We start from the raw sequence: 17,974 nt of genomic DNA on the forward strand, positions 1-17,974 counted from the left end.
CGATTGTAAAATCGTCGCTTTTTTTATACCGATTTTATGCAAAATTAACCGCTTATAAATGTCACAATTTCTAAATTTGCATTGTCTAAATCGGCGATTATGTTAGCATGCGCGAAGCGTTGATTTACTTGATTTAGAATCGCATGTCTCCAAGCTCACAATACAAATTTTTGCGTCAAGCACCACGTGATGGCTTGAGCACAGCCAATCAACTTTCCCGTTGGCAACAACTTCACCTTGATCCTTGGCTTTGCCTGTTTTTGATCCTCAATGCCATACTCGGCCTGACTGTTTTATATAGCGCATCTGCACAAGATGTGGGGCTGGTTACCAAACAGGCGATGAGCTTCGGAATTGGCTTTGCGGTGATGTTTGGTTTGGCCCAGATTCCACCAAAAGTCTATCAGGCATTTTCACCTTACTTTTATGTGTTCGGTGTGTTGTGCCTGATCGCAGTGATGGTCTTTGGTGAAGTGCGTATGGGAGCTCAACGCTGGATTGATATTCCGGGCTTCGGGAGTGTGCAGCCAAGTGAGTTTATGAAGATCGGCATGCCGATGATGGTTGCATGGTTCTTGTCTCGCAAAGCCCTTCCTCCTAGCTTCTCTCAGGTCATTCTGTCTTTAATGCTGATTGTGGTGCCTTTTCTCCTTATTGCAGAACAACCTGACCTAGGCACTTCCTTGCTGGTACTCGCCAGCGGTATTTTTGTACTTTTCCTCAGCGGCTTATCGTGGAAATTGATTGCGGCGGCGGCAGGTGCTGCTGGTATCATTATTCCGATTGCATGGGAATTTTTATTACATGACTATCAACGTCAACGGGTATTAACACTTTTTAATCCCGAAGCGGATGCCTTGGGTACAGGCTGGAACATTATCCAGTCCAAAACGGCGATTGGTTCAGGTGGTTTTTCGGGTAAAGGCTTTCTTGAAGGTACTCAGTCACATTTACACTTTTTACCTGAAGGCCATACAGACTTTATTATTGCAGCCTATTCAGAAGAGTTTGGTCTGATCGGTGTTACCCTGCTGATTCTTCTTTATTGTGCAATTATTTTCAGGACTTTCCAGATTGGCCTGCAAAGCTTCCATAACTATGGTCGTTTAGTGGCTGGCGCCTTTGGTTTGTCATTTTTTGTTTATGTATTTGTAAACGCAGGCATGGTCAGTGGTATTTTACCTGTAGTAGGTGTGCCTTTGCCGTTCATGAGTTATGGCGGAACTGCAATTATTACCCTTATGTCAACTTTTGGACTGGTTATGTCTATTCATACACATCGATAATGAGGAATTTTATAAACTTATGTTTCTTCCTACTTTGAATAAAACTTTTAAATTTTTAACTTTAAGCGCTGGTTTATTCTTGAGCAGTAATTGGGCACAAGCAAATGAATTTTATAATCACCCGAATTACTTTGCTTTTAAACAAAAAGCAATGACAACTTACGGCTTAAGCAGCGAACAAATTGACGCTGCAATGAGCGGCGCACGTAACCTACCTAACATTTTAAATATCATGACACGCCCAGGTGAAAGCAAACCTTGGTATCAATATCGTTCTATGTTTCTGGTTGAAGGCACCATTCAACGTGGTGTTCGCTTCAAAAATGAATATGAAGATGTCCTCAATCGCGCAGAACAGCAGTATGGCGTCCCTAAAGCAGTCATTTTAGGTATTCTGGGCGTAGAAACTGGCTACGGCGCAAATAAGGGCTCTTTCATCACACGTGATGCCCTAGCAACGCTCGCATTCGGCTATCCACGTCGTGCAGACTATTTTAGTGATGAACTTGCTGCCCTGATTTCGTGGACTTATAAAGAAGGTTATCCAACCAACAGTATCGTTGGCTCTTATGCAGGTGCGATTGGTTATCCACAATTTATGCCAAGTAACATTCAGAAACTTGGTGTGGACTACGATGGTAACGGACATATTGATCTCAGAAATTCTGCTGCTGATGCGATTGGTTCAATTGCAAACTATTTAGCTCAGTATGGCTGGGAGCGTGATCGTCCAATTGGCTTCCCTGCACGTTACTCAGGCAACAATCCTGATAGCATTATTGCCAAGGATCTAACCCAGCCAACACCTTATGGCGAGCTGAAAAGACTAGGAATTACACCAGTTAACCCTTTGGTAAAAATTGATGATCTTGATCTAGTGAATGTCATTCAATTACAAGATCAATTTGGTCCGATCTACTATATTACCTATCCAAATTTTCAGGTGATTACCACCTACAATAAGAGCCGTATGTATGCGACAGCAGTATGGTTATTGGGTACAGAAGTGGCTAGCCGATAGGCTAGCTTTTTTACAAGATTATGAAAAGTCAATAATTTTTTAATAAAAAACGAACACAGAATCAGCAAAATTCATTTTTTGTTACAATATTGATTATTATTTAACCATAAACTGTAAGTTTTTGCCCTTTTTGTAACTATTTATCGTTAAAGACTAGACACACTTCGTAAGCGATGAATATTATCGCCGCAAGTTAAAAGTAATTGCAAAAGTGAATAATTAGACATGTGCACTATATTTCAGGCAGTTTTTACTGAAATAGAAAAGCATGTTCTCTAGGAGTTTATACAATGCAGTTTTCGCTAAAATATATTCTAGCGCTGACGGCAGGCTTAAGTTTAAGCCCGTTACATGCTGAAATGGTACAGTCTTCATCATTATCAAATGATGTGGATGGTTCTAATTTGGCTGCCCGCGTTCTAAGCAAAGATTCTCAAAATTTTAATTCTCGTTTCTCTAACGTTAATAGTCTTTCAATCACTGAGAGTTCAGGTGACAAAGTACGTCGCCAGACGATTGCTGCAAAGATCGATATCCCTGAAGAAGAGCCTTCAGTGATTGAAAAACTGAATACTGTTGCTTCGAACACCGTTCGTAAATTCAGCCAAAGTGGCGTTGCTTCATGGTACGGCCGTCAATTCCATGGTCGTAAAACAGCAAGTGGTGAAACATTCGATATGAATGCCATGACCGCTGCACACCGTAGCCTTCCTTTGAACTGTTACATCCGTGTAACAAACAAAGACAATGGTAAAAGTGTTGTTGTGAAAGTAAACGATCGTGGCCCATTCCATGGTAACCGTGTATTAGACTTATCTTACGGTGCTGCAAAGCAATTGGGTATGTCTAGCGCTGGTACTGGCAATGTAAGCATCGAACGTGTTGATGGTCCTAACTCTTAAGCGTTAACCACAGCATTCAAAAAAAGCCGCCTCATGCGGCTTTTTTTTATTTTTATCGATTCTCTTTTTTAGCACTTTACGCCCTCTTCGCTTGTTGGTTATATTGAAGCAATAAAAATGAATACAGCGAGGAGCGCATTGTGAAATCGATAGACGAATGGTTTGATGAATATAGTGATAGCCATCAAAATCAGACCAACAAGAAAATTCACTGGATCTGTGTACCTGCAATCTTATTTTCGATTATTGGTATCCTTGCGCACTTTAGCACCTTACTCACAGCTTTATTGCTGGTTTTAACTTTAGTTTTTTATGCACGTCTGGATATTATGCTGGCGATTGCGATGGCAGCCTTATTGGCAGTGATGGCATGGCTGATTGTGATCTTGCCAGTCGGTGTAGGATTCTATATCGGGGTATTTGTGATCGCATGGATCGGTCAATTTTATGGCCATAAAGTTGAAGGTAAGAAGCCTTCTTTCTTTAAAGACTTACAATTCCTTCTGATTGGCCCTGTATGGTGCATGGACGCTTATTTAGCTAAAGTCCTACCTAAATGGAAAATTCGTCAAAAATTGGCGCTTACAAGCTAATTTAGCGCCTATCTTGCAAGTAACCGATCAAGGAAAAATGCTATTGATACATTTTTCCTTGATATTTTAGCCATCCATCAATGTGTTTTCCGCGTGGATCATGATGCGTCCAGTGAATGACACCACCTTTCTGGCTATATTCATATTCACCATAAAACTCAACGATATCACCCTTCTTCAGCCCCTCAATTCTTGGTGCTAAATCGATATTGTGCGCAATAAGGACGGTTAAACCGTTATCCAGTTTAAGAATCATTTTCTGGTGTCTTGAGCCTTCATTGTCATCTGGCAAAATGGCTTTCACCGTTCCTTGAGCCTGTACTTGAACATTACTGCGTTGCTGCTGATAAGCTTGCATGATCTTCTGTTGATCATCAACAGAAACCGTATTTCCTGTATTGGAAGTCTGAACGCCAGCACCAGTATTTTGTTTTTGCTTAAGATCCAGACCGAAATAAGCCGTGACCAACAAGACGATGGCAATAATGATCAAATTATTTTTTTGATTTTTCATATTTCCCTTTTATTCAACTCAAGATAGCAAAATGCCAATCGAGGTGATTGGCATTTGGATCATACAATGTCTAGCTGGCTTAGAACAAACGATTCATGCCATTCAACGCTGCAACACGATAGGCTTCAGCCATCGTTGGATAGTTGAATGTGGTCTCAACAAAGTACTTCAAAGTATTGTTTGGACTATGCATCACGACTTGTCCAATGTGGATAATCTCTGCGGCATTATTACCAAAGCAGTGAATGCCCAATACCTCTAAAGTATCACGGTGGAATAGAATCTTTAATTCACCCACTGTATCGCCTGTAATCTGCGCACGCGCCAGATGACGGAAAGAGGCTTGTCCCACTTCGTATGGTACTTTCTCTTCGGTTAACTCTTGCTCAGTCTTACCGATCGATGAAATCTCTGGAATAGTATAAATACCCGTTGGAACGTCACGGATTGGCTTCACATTTTTCTCGCCCACCATGTTCGCACCTGCGCAACGACCTTGGTCATACGCCGCTGATGCCAATGACGGCCAGCCAATCACATCACCTGCCGCAAAAATATTTTCTGCTTCAGTCTGATATTGATCATTCACCATCAACTGACCACGGCCATTTGGTACTAAGCCCACATTTTCAAGACCTAAACCATCGGTATTCCCTGAACGGCCATTACACCACAAGATCGCATCTGCCTTGATCTTCTTACCACTGAGCAAATGTAAAACCACGTGATCATCAAAAGTCTCTAAGCGGTCAATCTGTTCATTGTGACGGATCAACACACCTTGTTCGCGCAAGTGGTATGACAATGCATCGGCAATTTCATCATCCAGATAGCTTAAAAGCTTTTGCTGCGTATTGATCAAATCAACCTTATGATCTAATCCAATGAAAATCGACGCATATTCACACCCAATCACACCTGCACCATAAATGATGATTTTCTGAATGGCATAATCAAGATCAAGAATCTTGTCTGAATCAAATACACGCGGATGATTGAAGTCTAAACCTTTTGGTTGATATGGACGGCTACCCGTTGCAATCACAATTTGCTTGCAAATAATGGTGTCTTTGATGCCATCCTGACCAAAAATCAGAACCGTATTCTTGTCTTGAATATAAGCACGTCCATGAAAGACTTCGATTTTATTGCGATCATAGAAACGTGTATGCGTGTCAACTTGCTGTTGAATCACTTTATGCGCATTACGTAATACCTGTTTCATGGTGAATTGTTTCCATTCACCGACTTTTTGAAACATTGGATCACGTTGATAACGAATGATACTTGAAACTGTTTGACGCAAAGCTTTACTTGGAATTGTTCCTACATGTGCGCAGTTACCGCCGAGTTGATCACGAACATCAACGATTGCAACTTTTTTACCTGCTTTTGCAAGCTTCATTGCCGCGCCTTCGCCAGCTGGGCCAGAACCGAGAATTACTGCATCATATTTAACAATATTCCCACCAACGACCTCTTTCTTACGTGGCATTCAAAGCTCCTTTGTCTCTTAACCGTTTTTGCTCTCTATATGATAACCAATATGCAGCGAGATGATGTATTTCACAACTATATATTTTTATATATTTACATTTTCAAAATGAATACCACTTTTCCTGCTTTAATGCAGTAAATTTGACTATAATATTCACATATCTCAAATCAAAGGCTGTAGGAAGTATATGTCTGAACACCGTAAACCTGAACAGGGTATAAAACTTCGTGGCGCGGAAAAAGTCGCAAGAATTCCTGTAAAAGTTATCCCTACGGTTGAAGTACCTCGCAAACCTGACTGGATTCGAGTCAAGATGACCGCTCCAGAAGAAGTTCAGCGTATCAAAACAACCTTGCGTTCACAAAAACTGCATACCGTATGTGAAGAAGCTGCTTGCCCTAACCTGCCTGAATGCTTCGGTGGTGGTACAGCAACCTTCATGATCATGGGCGATATCTGTACCCGTCGCTGTCCATTCTGTGATGTTGCACACGGTCGTCCAAATGCATTGGACCCTGATGAACCGCGTCACATGGCTGAAACCATTTCTAATCTGGGCTTAAAATATGCCGTGATTACCTCGGTTGACCGTGATGACCTTCTTGATGGTGGTGCTCAACATTTTGTTGACTGTATCAAAGAAGCACGTGCATTAAGTCCAAAAACCTTATTGGAAATTCTGGTACCAGACTTCCGTGGTCGTATGGATATCGCCTTACGCATCATGACTGAATGTCCGCCAGATGTATTCAACCACAATATTGAAACTGTACCTCGCCTTTATAAAGCGATGCGTCCAGGTTCTGACTATCAGCACTCTTTAAACCTGTTAAAAATGTTTAAAGAATACTGCCCTGATGTGCCAACTAAATGTGGTTTGATGGTGGGTATTGGTGAAACTGAAGAAGAAGTAATTTCATTACTAGATGATCTTCGTGCACACGATGTGGATTACGTGACCATTGGTCAGTATCTACAACCGTCTAAACAACATGCACCAATCGACCGTTTTGTTACACCAGAAGAATTCGAGCGTTATGCTGAACATGGCCGTAAGCTCGGTTTCAGAAATATCTGGTCTGCGCCAATGGTTCGTTCAAGCTACTTTGCTGATCGCCAATATCATGGTGAACCAGTACCTGCTGTACGTCGTAAAGCAGATCCTGCCAAGAAAATTGCAGTTCAAGCGATTGAAGCTTAAAGTTTCATAAGGCATAAAAAAACACCACGATTGTGGTGTTTTTTTATGCTCTAACCCAAAGGCTTAAGCAATATGCTTTTGTACCACAATCGAGCCAACTGAATAGCCAGCACCGAAAGAAGAAATCACAGCGAATTCGCCATTATCTACCTGCTCACCAGTACGATGCATCGCAATGATGACGCCAGCAGATGAAGTATTGGCAAACTCATCCAAGATGATCGGTGCACGCTCAAGATCAGCATCTTTACCAACAACCAATTTTAAAATCAGTTCATTCATGTTGGCATTGGCTTGATGCAACCAAAAACGCTTGATTTGCTCAGGCGTTAATTCAAGTTTCTCTAATTGTGCAGTAATGATTTTTGCAACAAGCGGACAAACTTCTTTAAATACTTTACGACCGTCTTGACGGAACAGTTTGTCATCTACAACCGCATCTTCACTGCGATTTAAGAAACCAAAGTTATTACGGATATTATTTGAAAATTGAGTAAACAAATGAATATCTAAAATTTCAAAACCTGTTTTTGTTTCAGTTTCTTCAATAATTGACGCTGTAGCAACATCACCAAAAATAAAGTGAGCATCACGGGTACGATAATCCAAATGACCAGACGTGATTTCAACATTGAGCAATAACACACGGCGAGCGCCACATTTCACTGCGTCATACGCTTGCTTCAAACCGAATGTTGCAGCAGAACATGCCACATTCATATCATAAGCATAACCCTGAATCCCAAGTGCAGACTGAATTTCAATCGCAACCGCAGGATAAGCACGTTGCATGTTTGAACACGCTAAAATCACCACATCGATGTCTTCAGCCGTTACGCCTGCATTTTCCATCGCCTGTTTTGCAGCAATCACGCCCCACTCTGCTTGAAGTGAAAGCTCATCATTGCTACGTTCCTGCAAACGCGGACGCAAGCGTGTTGGATCTAAAATACCTGATTTTTCGACTACATAGCGACGTTTAATCCCTGATGCTTTTTCAATAAATTCAGGGCTTGAACCACGTAAAGCCTCGATTTCGCCCGCTTCGATTTGAGCTGCGTTGTCTTGGTTATATTGTTCTACATAAGCATTTAAACTTTCAACCAACTCTTCATTGGAAATAGATTCGGTTGGGTGAAATAACCCAGTACCTGTTATACGGATGCCCATGTAAAACTCCTGTAAAGAATGCTTCTAACTTTCATATTTCTCAGTTTAACCGATTGCTAATCGATCCCATAGTTTTTGTAATCTAGTTGGTGAAATAGGCAGCTTTGTCTTCATCGGTTGAGAAAACAAGGAAATTCTGAGTTCTTCCAACATCAAATACAATTCTTTGATTTTAGGATCTTTTTTAAATTTAAATACTTTGTCCATCCATGGATCGACATCATCAATTGCAGCAAGATCACGTTGTAGATTATTTGGCAATCGGTCTAAACGCAATAGCAGTGCTTTCAAATAACGCGGGTATTCCTGCCAAATCTCGGGTGACTGACTATAAACAAAGTCTGCCAACGACATTAAATCAAGCTGATCTTCAATATCATCCACACTGCGACCAAAGATACTTTGATCAAGTACCAGCAATTCACGGCGAATTTGCTGCCATTGGGTAAATATTTCAGTTAAATCAGCTAAAGTCTGTTGACCATTAGCTAAAAACTTCTTTTTGGTCTCAGTCAATAACTGTTGAAATTCTGCGGCATTTTTTGGCAGTTCCTGAATCGAAACCTGCAAAGTTGCATAAACCAGCATTTGTTCCAGTTTTGCCCGCTCACCTAAAGGCGAATAAGCCAAAGCCAGCGGCTTGGAAATCTGCTTTTTCAATTGACGAATTAAATCGCCCAATTGCATATGCACCAGTCGAATCACCCCTTCACGATGTTGCTTGATCGCTTCATCCTGATCATTGAAGGTTTGAATCACCACACCTGACTCATCTTTCGCATCCAGCTCGGCAAACAGCTTGGTTGGCACCAACGCTTGATATTGCTTGACCACGACACCCGTGACTTTTTGCGAAGCTTCAAAAATAAAGTTGTCAGGGAAGGTTTTGAATTCACCTTTTTGCTGTTTCACTGGGCGATGGGTTTCAACACGACAGCGTGCTTTTAGCTCATCCAGATCACGCCCTTGTGCAATCAATTTGCCTTTTTCATCCAGCACCTTAATAAAAGGCACCAGATACTGGTCAATACGCTCAAAAGAAAAATCTTTTTCCGTAATCTGCTCACCACGCAAAGCAAAAGCCAGATAACTAAACAGATGTTCACGTAAATGCGTTGCATCTACGCCCTGCATTAGCTTTCTCGCAGTATCAGGAATTGGCACCAGATTACGGCGCTTATCTTTAGGTAAAGCCTTCAGTAATGCTTCGATCAAGTCTTGACGCCAGCCTGGAATTCCCCATGACCATTGCTTTTCATCGACTTGCGGTAATGCCTGTACAGGAATCTTAACCGTTGCACCATCTTCATCATGGCTTGGGTCAAATCGATAGCTAGCAGCCAAGCGCAATTGCCCATTATGCAAATAGTCTGGAAATTGTTGCGTGGTCGGACGATCATTCATCCATAACGCATCATCTTCGACAAATAGATAACGTGGCTGATCAGGTTCGACTGTTGCACGCCAATCTTCGAAACTACGGCGGCTGGCAATTTCCTCAGGCACTTTCGCTGCATAAAACTGATAAATGGTTTCTTCATCGACCACTAAATCACGACGACGCAACTTATCTTCAACGCGCTCAACTTCCTCAAGTTTAAGGAGGTTGTGTTTTAAAAATGGCGGTGTAATTCCAAGATTACCTGTGGTCAAAGCATCACGTAAAAAGATTTCATGTGCTGCAGGCTGATCGACCTTTTCAAAGTTGATTAAACGCTTCGGCTCAATGATTAAACCAAACAGCGAAATCTGTGCATAAGCATTCACAATACCCGCTTTCTTTGACCAATGCGGTTCAAAATAGTGGTACTTCAATAAATCACGCGCAGCTAATAAAATCCATTCAGGATCAATTTTTGCCAAAGTACGCAGATAGACCTGAGAAGTTTCGACCATCTCGAAGGCCATGACCCAAGCGGTATTGGTTTTATGCAAGGTACTGGCTGGGAACACTTTGGCTTTCTGCTGGCGTACTGCCATAAAGGTATTACGTTCATCGGTTTTATTGGCAATGAATGAAAGTAAACCAGTCAGTAAAGCGCGGTGTAAATTTTCATAATTAGCGCCCTTTTCATTAAAACTCAGTTTTAATCCTTCTGCCAGCTCGACCAGTTGCTGATGGGTCTGTTTCCATTCACGCAAACGCAACCAGCTTAAGAAATGCTGACGTGCAAATTGACGGCGCTTATTTTCCGTCTGCGTATCCGGGCTGGTTTGTATCGTATTCCAGAGCTTTAAATAGAATAAAAAGTCCGAATCCGCTTCTTTGAATAAAGCATGCTTCTGATCGGCCTGCATTTGTTTATCGGCAGGACGTTCACGCGGATCTTGAATTGCCAAGGCACTGACAATAATCAGGGTTTCTTTGAGTACGCCAAAATGTGCCCCACCGATAATCATACGAGCTAAACGCGGATCAATCGGCATACGTGCCATCATCTGACCGACTTTGGTCAAATCATTCTTGCGCTCACTCAGTGCACCCAACTCGATCAGCAGTTTACGGCCATCATTGACCAGACGAAAATCAGGTGGCTCGATAAAATCAAAATCTTCAAGACTACCTAAACCAAGGCTTTGCATTTGCAAAATCACAGAGGCCAAGTTGGTTCGTTTAATTTCTGGCTCGGTAAACTCAGGACGGCTTAAAAAGTCTTCTTCACTATATAAGCGAATACACACACCCGCCGCAATACGACCACAACGTCCTTTACGCTGGTTGGCAGCAGCCTGTGAAATTGCTTCAATTGGAAGACGTTGAACCCGAGAACGATAGTTATAACGCGAAATACGTGCAAAACCGCTATCAATCACATAGCGAATATTCGGAACTGTCAGTGCCGTTTCAGCCACGTTGGTCGCAATAATGATACGGCGACCTTTACCGCTTGGACTGAAAATCTTTTGCTGCTCAGCCAGTGCCAAACGTGCATATAAAGGCAACACTTCGGTATGACGAGGGCCATACTTCTGTAAGGTTTCCTGTAATTCACGAATTTCCTGTTCTGTACTGGCGAAAACCAGAATATCAGCATACTCAGGATGGCCTTTGCTTTCCGCATCAGCAAAACATTCTTCGACAGCTTGTACCACGGCACGCGGTAGATTTTCTTCAAAGTCATCAAACTCATCATCGTCACTGCCAACAATGCTCAGTTCTGAAATCGGACGATAACGCACTTCAACAGGAAAACTACGACCTTCGACTTCAAAAATCGGCGCGTCATAGAAATACTGGCTAAAACGGTTTACATCTAGCGTTGCTGAAGTGACGATTACTTTTAAATCAGGGCGCTTCGGTAAAAGCTGCTTGAGATAGCCCATGATAAAGTCAATATTGAGTGAGCGCTCATGTGCCTCATCAATAATGATGGTGTCGTATTTTGATAAGAACCGGTCATTGGTCAGCTCAGCCAACAAGATACCATCGGTCATCAAACGAACAATCGAGTCTTGTGAGCCCTGCTCATTAAAACGGATTTTAAAACCGATTGATTCACCGAGTTTTTCACCAACCTCTTCAGCAATACGCTGCGAAACACTACGCGCTGCCAGACGACGTGGCTGGGTGTGACCAATCATACCCGTAAGACCACGCCCTGCTAGCATGGCAATTTGTGGAAGCTGTGTGGTTTTACCCGAACCCGTTTCACCCGCCACAATAATGACCTGATGTTTTTGAATCGCTTCAATCAAACGATCTGCATATTGGGTAACAGGTAAATCCTGATTGAGTTTAATCGTGGGGAGACGTGCAAGGCGTTGCTTGACCTTGTGGTTAGACTGTTCAAACAGTTTTTCGATGTCTGCTGGTTGTGTTTTTTTATCTTTGCGCAGTCGATTTAAACGGTGACGGTCACGTGCCATAACCAATTGATCTACATTTAAATGACTCTGCACTGAACAGCTTTCCTGAAAAATAAACTAATCGGCTATTTTACGCCTTAAAGCCTTGCTATGCAAAGAAACTACATCAATCTCCTGCTGATCTTGATACAGCCCCCTCCATTCAGCTTAGGGTTTCGGTGACTGGTCGAAGCGTTTCCGAAAGCGTTTGACATATTTTTTAAACGGCCAAGTGAACTGTTTCACAAAACTATTCGGGATTTTATAGCCCACTGTCCCATAAACACTTGCCAGATGATTCGGCATATACACACTTTTAAACAGCACATCATAAAATGGGATAAATGCTGCATAATTCTTGTCAATCGCAGGTTTTTCAGATGAATGATGCCAATGATGAAACTCAGGTGTAGCAATCAACCAGCGTAAATACGGGAAACGGAAACGTACATTGGAATGAATAAAAATTGCGTGAAATGAAATAAAAATCAGATAGGCAAATACGGCAGACGTATGGAAACCCAATAAAAATATCGGCAAGGTTGCAATAAAGCGGGTCATCAACACTTCAACCACATGTAAGCGTGAAGAAGCCAGCCAGTCCATATATTCCGTAGAATGATGAATAGCATGGAAACGCCACAAGAAATTGATCTCATGCATGGCACGATGTAGCCAGTACACCACGAAATCCACCACAATCAACAATTCAATAAACTGCAACCAGATTGGCTGCGCCTGCACATAAGGTACGATCGGGTTATTCGGCAAATGAGTAATCCAGTACTGGATCGGCATCACGGTTAAAAAGCTAAATAGTTGAATGCCGATATGACTGAACATGAAATATTTCATATCCGTCACCCACCCGACTCTCAGAATTTTCTGTTCGGGATTTTTGGCAAAAAAACCTTCCAGAGGAATAAAAATCAGCGCCAGAATCACCAGTGTGAGGACAAAATAATCAATTCCTGCATAAAAAGGCACGCTGGGTAACATCGGCGCCTTAATCACACCACAACCTAAAATCGCAGCGACCAGAGCAAAACATAAACCATAAAAGCCATAGCGGTTCTGACGAATAATGGAACTAAACGCGCCAAAACCGACACTCAGGATAATGCCGCCCATGAGGCTAAAATAAAATACATCATAATTTTTTGCGTAAAATGGTCGTAACTCAGGTGTGGTCATCACCGAAGGAAACAGAAAACACAATGCGCCAAACAGACAAAGAAGGCCTAAAGACAGGGAAATAAACGCACTAATTTTTCCCAAGCCCGCATTGAGTTCCAGATTTTCAAATTTAGCTCTTAATTGATCAGTCATTTTAGGTATAAATTTCACTCTGGATGCCAGCACATCATGCTGAAACATATCACATTATAATTTTTCTCAAATAGATACTATTTAGTATTTCAAAGAGTTACAGCTCATTTTAGACAAACACTTACTGAACCACAAAATCAATCTATGATCAGCCTCCTGTCTTGGCAGGTATTCCTATTCTTAACTCAACAACAAGAACATAAATACATAACATCTTGTGCAGTTTCATCCCTTTCATGTCTATCCCCCTCATTCTCTAAAGCATCCGTAAATATTGAAGAAAGTTTAAGCGTATATCTTGGTTTTTTATATATTTTTAGATTTTTTCAATTTTACCCTTGAATTTTAACAGCGTAGACTTCATGTTGTTATGCACATTAGTTTTCAGATGTTTTGTCATGTTTGCTTCATTTTTATGTCGTCAAATAGAGCAGAAATCTTTGGGTGAAAGTCGTTTTGATTGAGTTATTCAATTTTCCGATTTTAGTCATGTAAAAATACTATTTCCCCAATAACTAAAAATTATTTATTCTAGACCTCGTAAACAAGTAAGGCGTTAGCCTCTCAATAAAACCTCAATCATGGAGACAATGATGAGCTTAATTAATACTGAAGTTAAACCATTTAAAGCAACTGCGTACCACAACGGTCAATTTGTTGACGTATCTGAAGCAGATCTAAAAGGCAAATGGTCTGTTGTATTCTTCTACCCAGCTGACTTTACTTTCGTATGTCCAACTGAGTTAGGCGACCTTGCTGACAACTATGCTGAATTCCAAAAATTAGGCGTTGAAATCTATGGCGTGTCTACTGACACTCACTTCACGCACAAAGCTTGGCACGACACTTCAGACGTTATTGGTAAAATCCAATACCCATTGATCGGCGATCCAACTTGGACGCTTTCTAAAAACTTCGACGTATTAATCGAAGCTGCTGGTCTTGCTGACCGTGGTACTTTCGTAATCGATCCAGAAGGCAAAATCCAAATCGTTGAAATCAACGCTGGTGGTATCGGCCGTGACGCATCTGAACTTCTTCGTAAAGTAAAAGCTGCTCAATACGTTCACGCTCACCCAGGTGAAGTTTGCCCAGCTAAATGGAAAGAAGGCGAAGCTACGCTTGCTCCATCTATCGACTTAGTTGGTAAAATCTAATTATTTAGATTAGACCCAATGGTCAGAAACCACCCTTTTTAGGGTGGTTTCTTTTTGTCTGCCTTCTTTAAAAATCCTCCCTTACCCCGCCTAAATTTTATAGCTAATTTTTTACAATTCTTATACTTATAAGTTTATAGCCAGCTTCATTTATCAATTGTCAGACGGTTTGAGTTGGAGTACTGTCAAATCATGGAACACCAGAGTTGTTAAATATGTACTAAAAGATCAAATCAATATGGGGACGAATATATGGAAAAATCTGTTGTTGTAACCTCTTGGAAATACGATGTTTCTTCACGCTATTTAAAAATCTTTTATAGCAATGGCTCAGGCGAGCTTTACCATCCCGTTCCAGAGTTTATCTACAATAATTTGCTTCGCACCAATGATAAAACAGCCTTTGTGCATAAATATCTTGAATTTGATCTGCATTTTAAACGACTCTGTATTTCAGCTTAAAGCATAAAAAAAATCAGCCCTTATGGGCTGATCTGTTATTTAGCGTTGGCTCATTTAAGCCACATCTTGCTGCTCAATATATTTGTCTAACATCTTCTGCTTGGCCTCGGGATAGACATTGATTCTGTCCAGATTGCCTTGATAGTGCTGTACCACACGATCATCCATAATTTTTGACCACCATGATGGAATAAATGCGGGCAAAATCATTGCACCATACCCTGCGGGTAACTGAGGCGCATCTTCAAAGTGGCGTAAGGTCTGAAAGCTTCGGGTCGGATTGGCGTGATGATCAGAGTGGCGTTGTAATTGGTATAAGAACAAATTGGTCACCACATTATTATTGTTCCAGCTATGCTCAGGCAAAGTCCTTTCGTATTGACCGTTGACCTTCTTCTCACGCTTTAAACCATAGTGTTCAATATAATTTACCGACTCAAACAAGGTTATCGCATAAGCCGCTTGCGTCAGTTGAAAAGGCACAGAACGCAGACCAAATTTGCTCAACATCGCCGCATGGTACGCAGCCGACATTACCCAACCATGAATCAACTCATTTTCCTTACAGAAAAAAGGCAGTTTCTTACGTTCTAAGCGATTCTTTTCAATCTCGATCGCCGATTTAAAGCTGCCCATCACAGTACGTGGTAAAAATTTCCAGAAGCTTTCACCAAATTGTGACGATGCAGGATCTTCAGGTGTCGCAACACGACGATGATGTCCATAAGGATGTTCGATTCGGAAATGGTTATAGCCCGATGGCGCTAAAGCCAAATGCGAAAGATAATGTTCCAGACGCCCTGTTTTATGGCTCAATTCATGTGCGGTATTAATCGCAATGCCATTGACCATGCCCACCAAGGTTCCCAATAACACCTGATCCGCGACTGGTGTATCTTTACGACTGGCAAGATAAGCCCCATAAAGATTTGCAGCGTATTGCAGTGGAATATACAGTTTCACAATTCGTGCGTAATACGGATCAGCTTCAAGACCTGCAATCGCCTCTACGGGTGGGTTTTCCGTATCTTCACCAATGAATTTATCCAGCGTTGGAATGACGCCATGTAAAAACAACGGGCCAAATGAAGCAAAGAATTTTTTAGTTTTTTTCGGGCCAAACTGGTAACCCGCCAAACCACTCATGGCAATCGCAGGAACAGCCAAACCCAATAACCACAAATGACGTTTTTTATCTTTAAATGTTGTCGTTGCTTGCGCTACATCAAGCTGAGTATGCATATTCATTTGAATTCCCTCAATCAAACACATCTGTTTTGCTTGAATTGATTGTGTCCTTTTGCAGCAACCATATATTATCATTTTAAGACTTGCTATTATCATTTTAAGACTTTACTGAGTTTTTATTGTGCAGAAGCAGCAGATTCCTGTTATTCCATCACGTTATTATTCACGACTGATTGAAATATTGATTGCAACTCATCAATACAACAATGACGTCTTGATCGCTTTGCAGCAACAACTGGCAACAACAGAACTGTTGTCCATTCAACAGATTGAGCAATTTATTGAAATTGGTTTAAGTCTGCCCAATACCCAAGATCTGGCCTTTGAACTGGGTAAAAATCTTAAACTCAGCTCGCATAGTCTAGTGGGTTATGCGTTGATGACCAGTCCGAATCTGGAACATGCGCTCAAATTAATTGCTCAGTATTTTAGATTGATTATGCCAAGTTTTAAGCTCAGCATTCAGGTACCAGCCCATCAACAAAAGGTTGAACTGTTATTTGAACCAATTTTGCAGATGAATAAACAGTGTTTGGCCTTTCATATTGAAGCGATTGCGGTGGCGTTTTACTACAGCCTGTTAGAATTGGCTGGTCAGCAATTACAACGTTACCAAGTGTATTTGAGTGTTCCAGAGCCAAGTTATCAAGAACGTTATTTATCTTTAGTGAAAGCCAATTTCCACTTTAACTATACGTGGCTCTCAGGAATCCGTGTCGTTATTGACCAGCAACAACTTGCACTGCCTTTGCCTTTGGCAGACGCGCATAGTTTAAAAGTAGTTGAACAACGCTGTCAGGAACAAATCCAGAAGATTTATCATCAAGGTGAAATTGTGGAATGGGTCAGTATGATGCTCAGACAAGCCAATCAAGTCCCCACCTTAACTGAATGTGCCAAAGTCCTGAATATTTCTACAAAAACGCTGCAACGCTATTTGCAGCAGCAAGGTGTTGAATTTCATGCATTAAAACAGCAGATCAGCACTGAACGTGCCATTAATTTGTTAGAGAATTCTAGCTTTACCATTACAGCGGTTGCTTATGAACTGGGTTATTCCAACCCTGCCAATTTTACCCGTGCCTTTAATAAAGTGATGGGTTGTAGTCCACAAGCGTATCGCTTGAGCCATCAAGATAAAATCAATTCACTTCAAGATCACCATACATAAGCCCGCACCAATCGGCAAAGTTGTACTCATGTAATGTTCATCATTCTTGATCAATTCCAGAAAGGTTTTTACTTCGGCAGCATGAGAAATTACGTTATCAATGATCAAAGTACTGCCCGCCTTTTGTAATAACCGTTTTAAATCAACCCAGTAACTCACGTAATGAATGCGTTCTGCATCCAGTAAAATAAAATCAAAGGGCTCAGTGGCTTTGGTCAGAAAATCCGCTGCATCTCCTACCCAGAAATCAATTTGCTGTTCTAACTCAAATTCTTCTGCATATTTTTTCGCTTGAGCACTGCGTAAAGGATCAATTTCTACGGTTTGAACATTGCCATCTACCGCTTGGGCAGCCTCAGCCAACCATAAGGTTGAATAACCAGTAGAAGTGCCAATTTCCAGAATACGTTTTGATTGCTGGCAACGAATTAACATCGCCAATAATTTTGCCGACTCAGCTTCAATATTCCGATAGCGACTCAGACGATCAGACTGTTGAGCATCATGTTGCTTGAACTGATCATATAAATCAGAAATACGTTGTAAGAATACACTACTGGTCATCTCTGACTCCCC

15 protein-coding genes are annotated in these 17,974 nt (G+C 41.4%); 8 read left to right on the forward strand and 7 right to left on the reverse strand.

From position 1 onward, the window contains the following. The first annotated feature begins 143 nt into the window (after positions 1-143). The 4 genes from rodA to AWW72_RS01565 all read left to right on the forward strand — a co-directional run bounded on the left by rodA (position 144) and on the right by AWW72_RS01565 (position 3,802). A complete protein-coding gene (gene rodA / locus AWW72_RS01550) occupies positions 144-1,286 on the forward strand; it encodes a rod shape-determining protein RodA (protein WP_004772663.1) in 1,143 nt (380 codons plus the stop codon). Positions 1,287-1,305: 19 nt separating this feature from the next. After that, a complete protein-coding gene (gene mltB / locus AWW72_RS01555; protein ID WP_005258051.1) occupies positions 1,306-2,307 on the forward strand; it encodes a lytic murein transglycosylase B in 1,002 nt (333 codons plus the stop codon). 290 nt (positions 2,308-2,597) lie between these two features. Next, positions 2,598-3,209, forward strand: a complete 612-nt coding sequence (locus tag AWW72_RS01560; protein ID WP_004772666.1) for a septal ring lytic transglycosylase RlpA family protein — start codon at positions 2,598-2,600, stop codon at positions 3,207-3,209. A 140-nt stretch (positions 3,210-3,349) separates the two neighbouring features. After that, the gene (locus AWW72_RS01565; protein ID WP_062846217.1) at positions 3,350-3,802 is read left to right on the forward strand and encodes an Mpo1 family 2-hydroxy fatty acid dioxygenase; all 453 of its coding nucleotides are present in this window, start codon (positions 3,350-3,352) and stop codon (positions 3,800-3,802) included. 40 nt (positions 3,803-3,842) lie between these two features. Here AWW72_RS01565 and AWW72_RS01570 read toward each other — a convergent pair whose 3' ends face one another. Continuing rightward, the gene (locus AWW72_RS01570) at positions 3,843-4,316 is read right to left on the reverse strand and encodes a DUF3465 domain-containing protein (RefSeq protein WP_062846218.1); all 474 of its coding nucleotides are present in this window, start codon (positions 4,314-4,316) and stop codon (positions 3,843-3,845) included. A 79-nt stretch (positions 4,317-4,395) separates the two neighbouring features. Beyond that, positions 4,396-5,811, reverse strand: a complete 1,416-nt coding sequence (gene sthA, locus AWW72_RS01575) for a Si-specific NAD(P)(+) transhydrogenase (RefSeq protein ID WP_004772670.1) — start codon at positions 5,809-5,811, stop codon at positions 4,396-4,398. Positions 5,812-6,001: 190 nt separating this feature from the next. On the opposite strand from sthA, the gene lipA reads away from it, so the two are divergent. After that, a complete protein-coding gene (gene lipA, locus AWW72_RS01580) occupies positions 6,002-7,015 on the forward strand; it encodes a lipoyl synthase (RefSeq protein WP_004772671.1) in 1,014 nt (337 codons plus the stop codon). Between the two features lie 63 nt (positions 7,016-7,078). Here the strand turns inward: lipA and AWW72_RS01585 are convergent, their stop codons facing one another. From AWW72_RS01585 to AWW72_RS01595, 3 genes are all read right to left on the reverse strand, one after another. Further along, entirely contained in the window at positions 7,079-8,185 is a 1,107-nt protein-coding gene (locus AWW72_RS01585; RefSeq protein WP_062846219.1) for a beta-ketoacyl-ACP synthase III, read from the reverse strand. Between the two features lie 45 nt (positions 8,186-8,230). Beyond that, positions 8,231-12,085 (reverse strand): ATP-dependent RNA helicase HrpA, encoded by a 3,855-nt coding sequence (gene hrpA / locus AWW72_RS01590; protein ID WP_062846220.1) that lies wholly within the window; start codon positions 12,083-12,085, stop codon positions 8,231-8,233. A 114-nt stretch (positions 12,086-12,199) separates the two neighbouring features. Beyond that, on the reverse strand, positions 12,200-13,360 hold the full coding sequence (locus tag AWW72_RS01595; protein ID WP_062846241.1) for a sterol desaturase family protein: 1,161 nt from the start codon (positions 13,358-13,360) through the stop codon (positions 12,200-12,202). A 593-nt stretch (positions 13,361-13,953) separates the two neighbouring features. Between AWW72_RS01595 and ahpC the strand changes: the two genes are divergently transcribed. Continuing rightward, complete coding sequence (gene ahpC / locus AWW72_RS01600; protein ID WP_004772679.1) at positions 13,954-14,517, forward strand: alkyl hydroperoxide reductase subunit C; 564 nt, start codon at positions 13,954-13,956, stop codon at positions 14,515-14,517. Positions 14,518-14,769: 252 nt separating this feature from the next. Next, a complete protein-coding gene (locus AWW72_RS01605) occupies positions 14,770-14,979 on the forward strand; it encodes a KTSC domain-containing protein (protein WP_003652651.1) in 210 nt (69 codons plus the stop codon). 54 nt (positions 14,980-15,033) lie between these two features. Here AWW72_RS01605 and AWW72_RS01610 read toward each other — a convergent pair whose 3' ends face one another. Next, positions 15,034-16,227, reverse strand: coding sequence for an alkane 1-monooxygenase (locus tag AWW72_RS01610; protein WP_062846221.1), 1,194 nt, complete (start codon positions 16,225-16,227; stop codon positions 15,034-15,036). Between the two features lie 121 nt (positions 16,228-16,348). Here AWW72_RS01610 and AWW72_RS01615 point away from each other — a divergent pair, with 121 nt between their 5' ends. Continuing rightward, positions 16,349-17,398 carry a helix-turn-helix domain-containing protein gene (locus tag AWW72_RS01615; RefSeq protein ID WP_062846222.1) on the forward strand — a complete coding sequence of 350 codons (1,050 nt, stop codon included), beginning with the start codon at positions 16,349-16,351 and terminating at the stop codon, positions 17,396-17,398. Here the strand turns inward: AWW72_RS01615 and AWW72_RS01620 are convergent. Next, on the reverse strand, positions 17,375-17,962 hold the full coding sequence (locus AWW72_RS01620) for an O-methyltransferase (RefSeq protein ID WP_062846223.1): 588 nt from the start codon (positions 17,960-17,962) through the stop codon (positions 17,375-17,377). The two genes, AWW72_RS01615 and AWW72_RS01620, sit on opposite strands and share 24 nt — an antisense overlap. Positions 17,963-17,974: the final 12 nt, after the last annotated feature.

This window comes from Acinetobacter sp. NRRL B-65365 (assembly GCF_001605865.1).
Lineage (GTDB): Bacteria > Pseudomonadota > Gammaproteobacteria > Pseudomonadales > Moraxellaceae > Acinetobacter > Acinetobacter vivianii.

What these genes read in the sequence shown, in the direction of transcription:
- rodA (WP_004772663.1), top strand. Translation starts at nt 144, where the DNA reads ATGTCTCCAAGCTCACAATACAAATTTTTGCGTCAAGCACCACGTGAT.
- mltB (WP_005258051.1), top strand. Translation starts at nt 1,306, where the DNA reads ATGTTTCTTCCTACTTTGAATAAAACTTTTAAATTTTTAACTTTAAGC.
- AWW72_RS01560 (WP_004772666.1), top strand. Translation starts at nt 2,598, where the DNA reads ATGCAGTTTTCGCTAAAATATATTCTAGCGCTGACGGCAGGCTTAAGT.
- AWW72_RS01570 (WP_062846218.1), bottom strand. Translation starts at nt 4,316, where the DNA reads ATGAAAAATCAAAAAAATAATTTGATCATTATTGCCATCGTCTTGTTG.
- sthA (WP_004772670.1), bottom strand. Translation starts at nt 5,811, where the DNA reads ATGCCACGTAAGAAAGAGGTCGTTGGTGGGAATATTGTTAAATATGAT.
- lipA (WP_004772671.1), top strand. Translation starts at nt 6,002, where the DNA reads ATGTCTGAACACCGTAAACCTGAACAGGGTATAAAACTTCGTGGCGCG.
- AWW72_RS01585 (WP_062846219.1), bottom strand. Translation starts at nt 8,185, where the DNA reads ATGGGCATCCGTATAACAGGTACTGGGTTATTTCACCCAACCGAATCT.
- AWW72_RS01595 (WP_062846241.1), bottom strand. Translation starts at nt 13,360, where the DNA reads ATGACTGATCAATTAAGAGCTAAATTTGAAAATCTGGAACTCAATGCG.
- ahpC (WP_004772679.1), top strand. Translation starts at nt 13,954, where the DNA reads ATGAGCTTAATTAATACTGAAGTTAAACCATTTAAAGCAACTGCGTAC.
- AWW72_RS01605 (WP_003652651.1), top strand. Translation starts at nt 14,770, where the DNA reads ATGGAAAAATCTGTTGTTGTAACCTCTTGGAAATACGATGTTTCTTCA.
- AWW72_RS01610 (WP_062846221.1), bottom strand. Translation starts at nt 16,227, where the DNA reads ATGAATATGCATACTCAGCTTGATGTAGCGCAAGCAACGACAACATTT.
- AWW72_RS01620 (WP_062846223.1), bottom strand. Translation starts at nt 17,962, where the DNA reads ATGACCAGTAGTGTATTCTTACAACGTATTTCTGATTTATATGATCAG.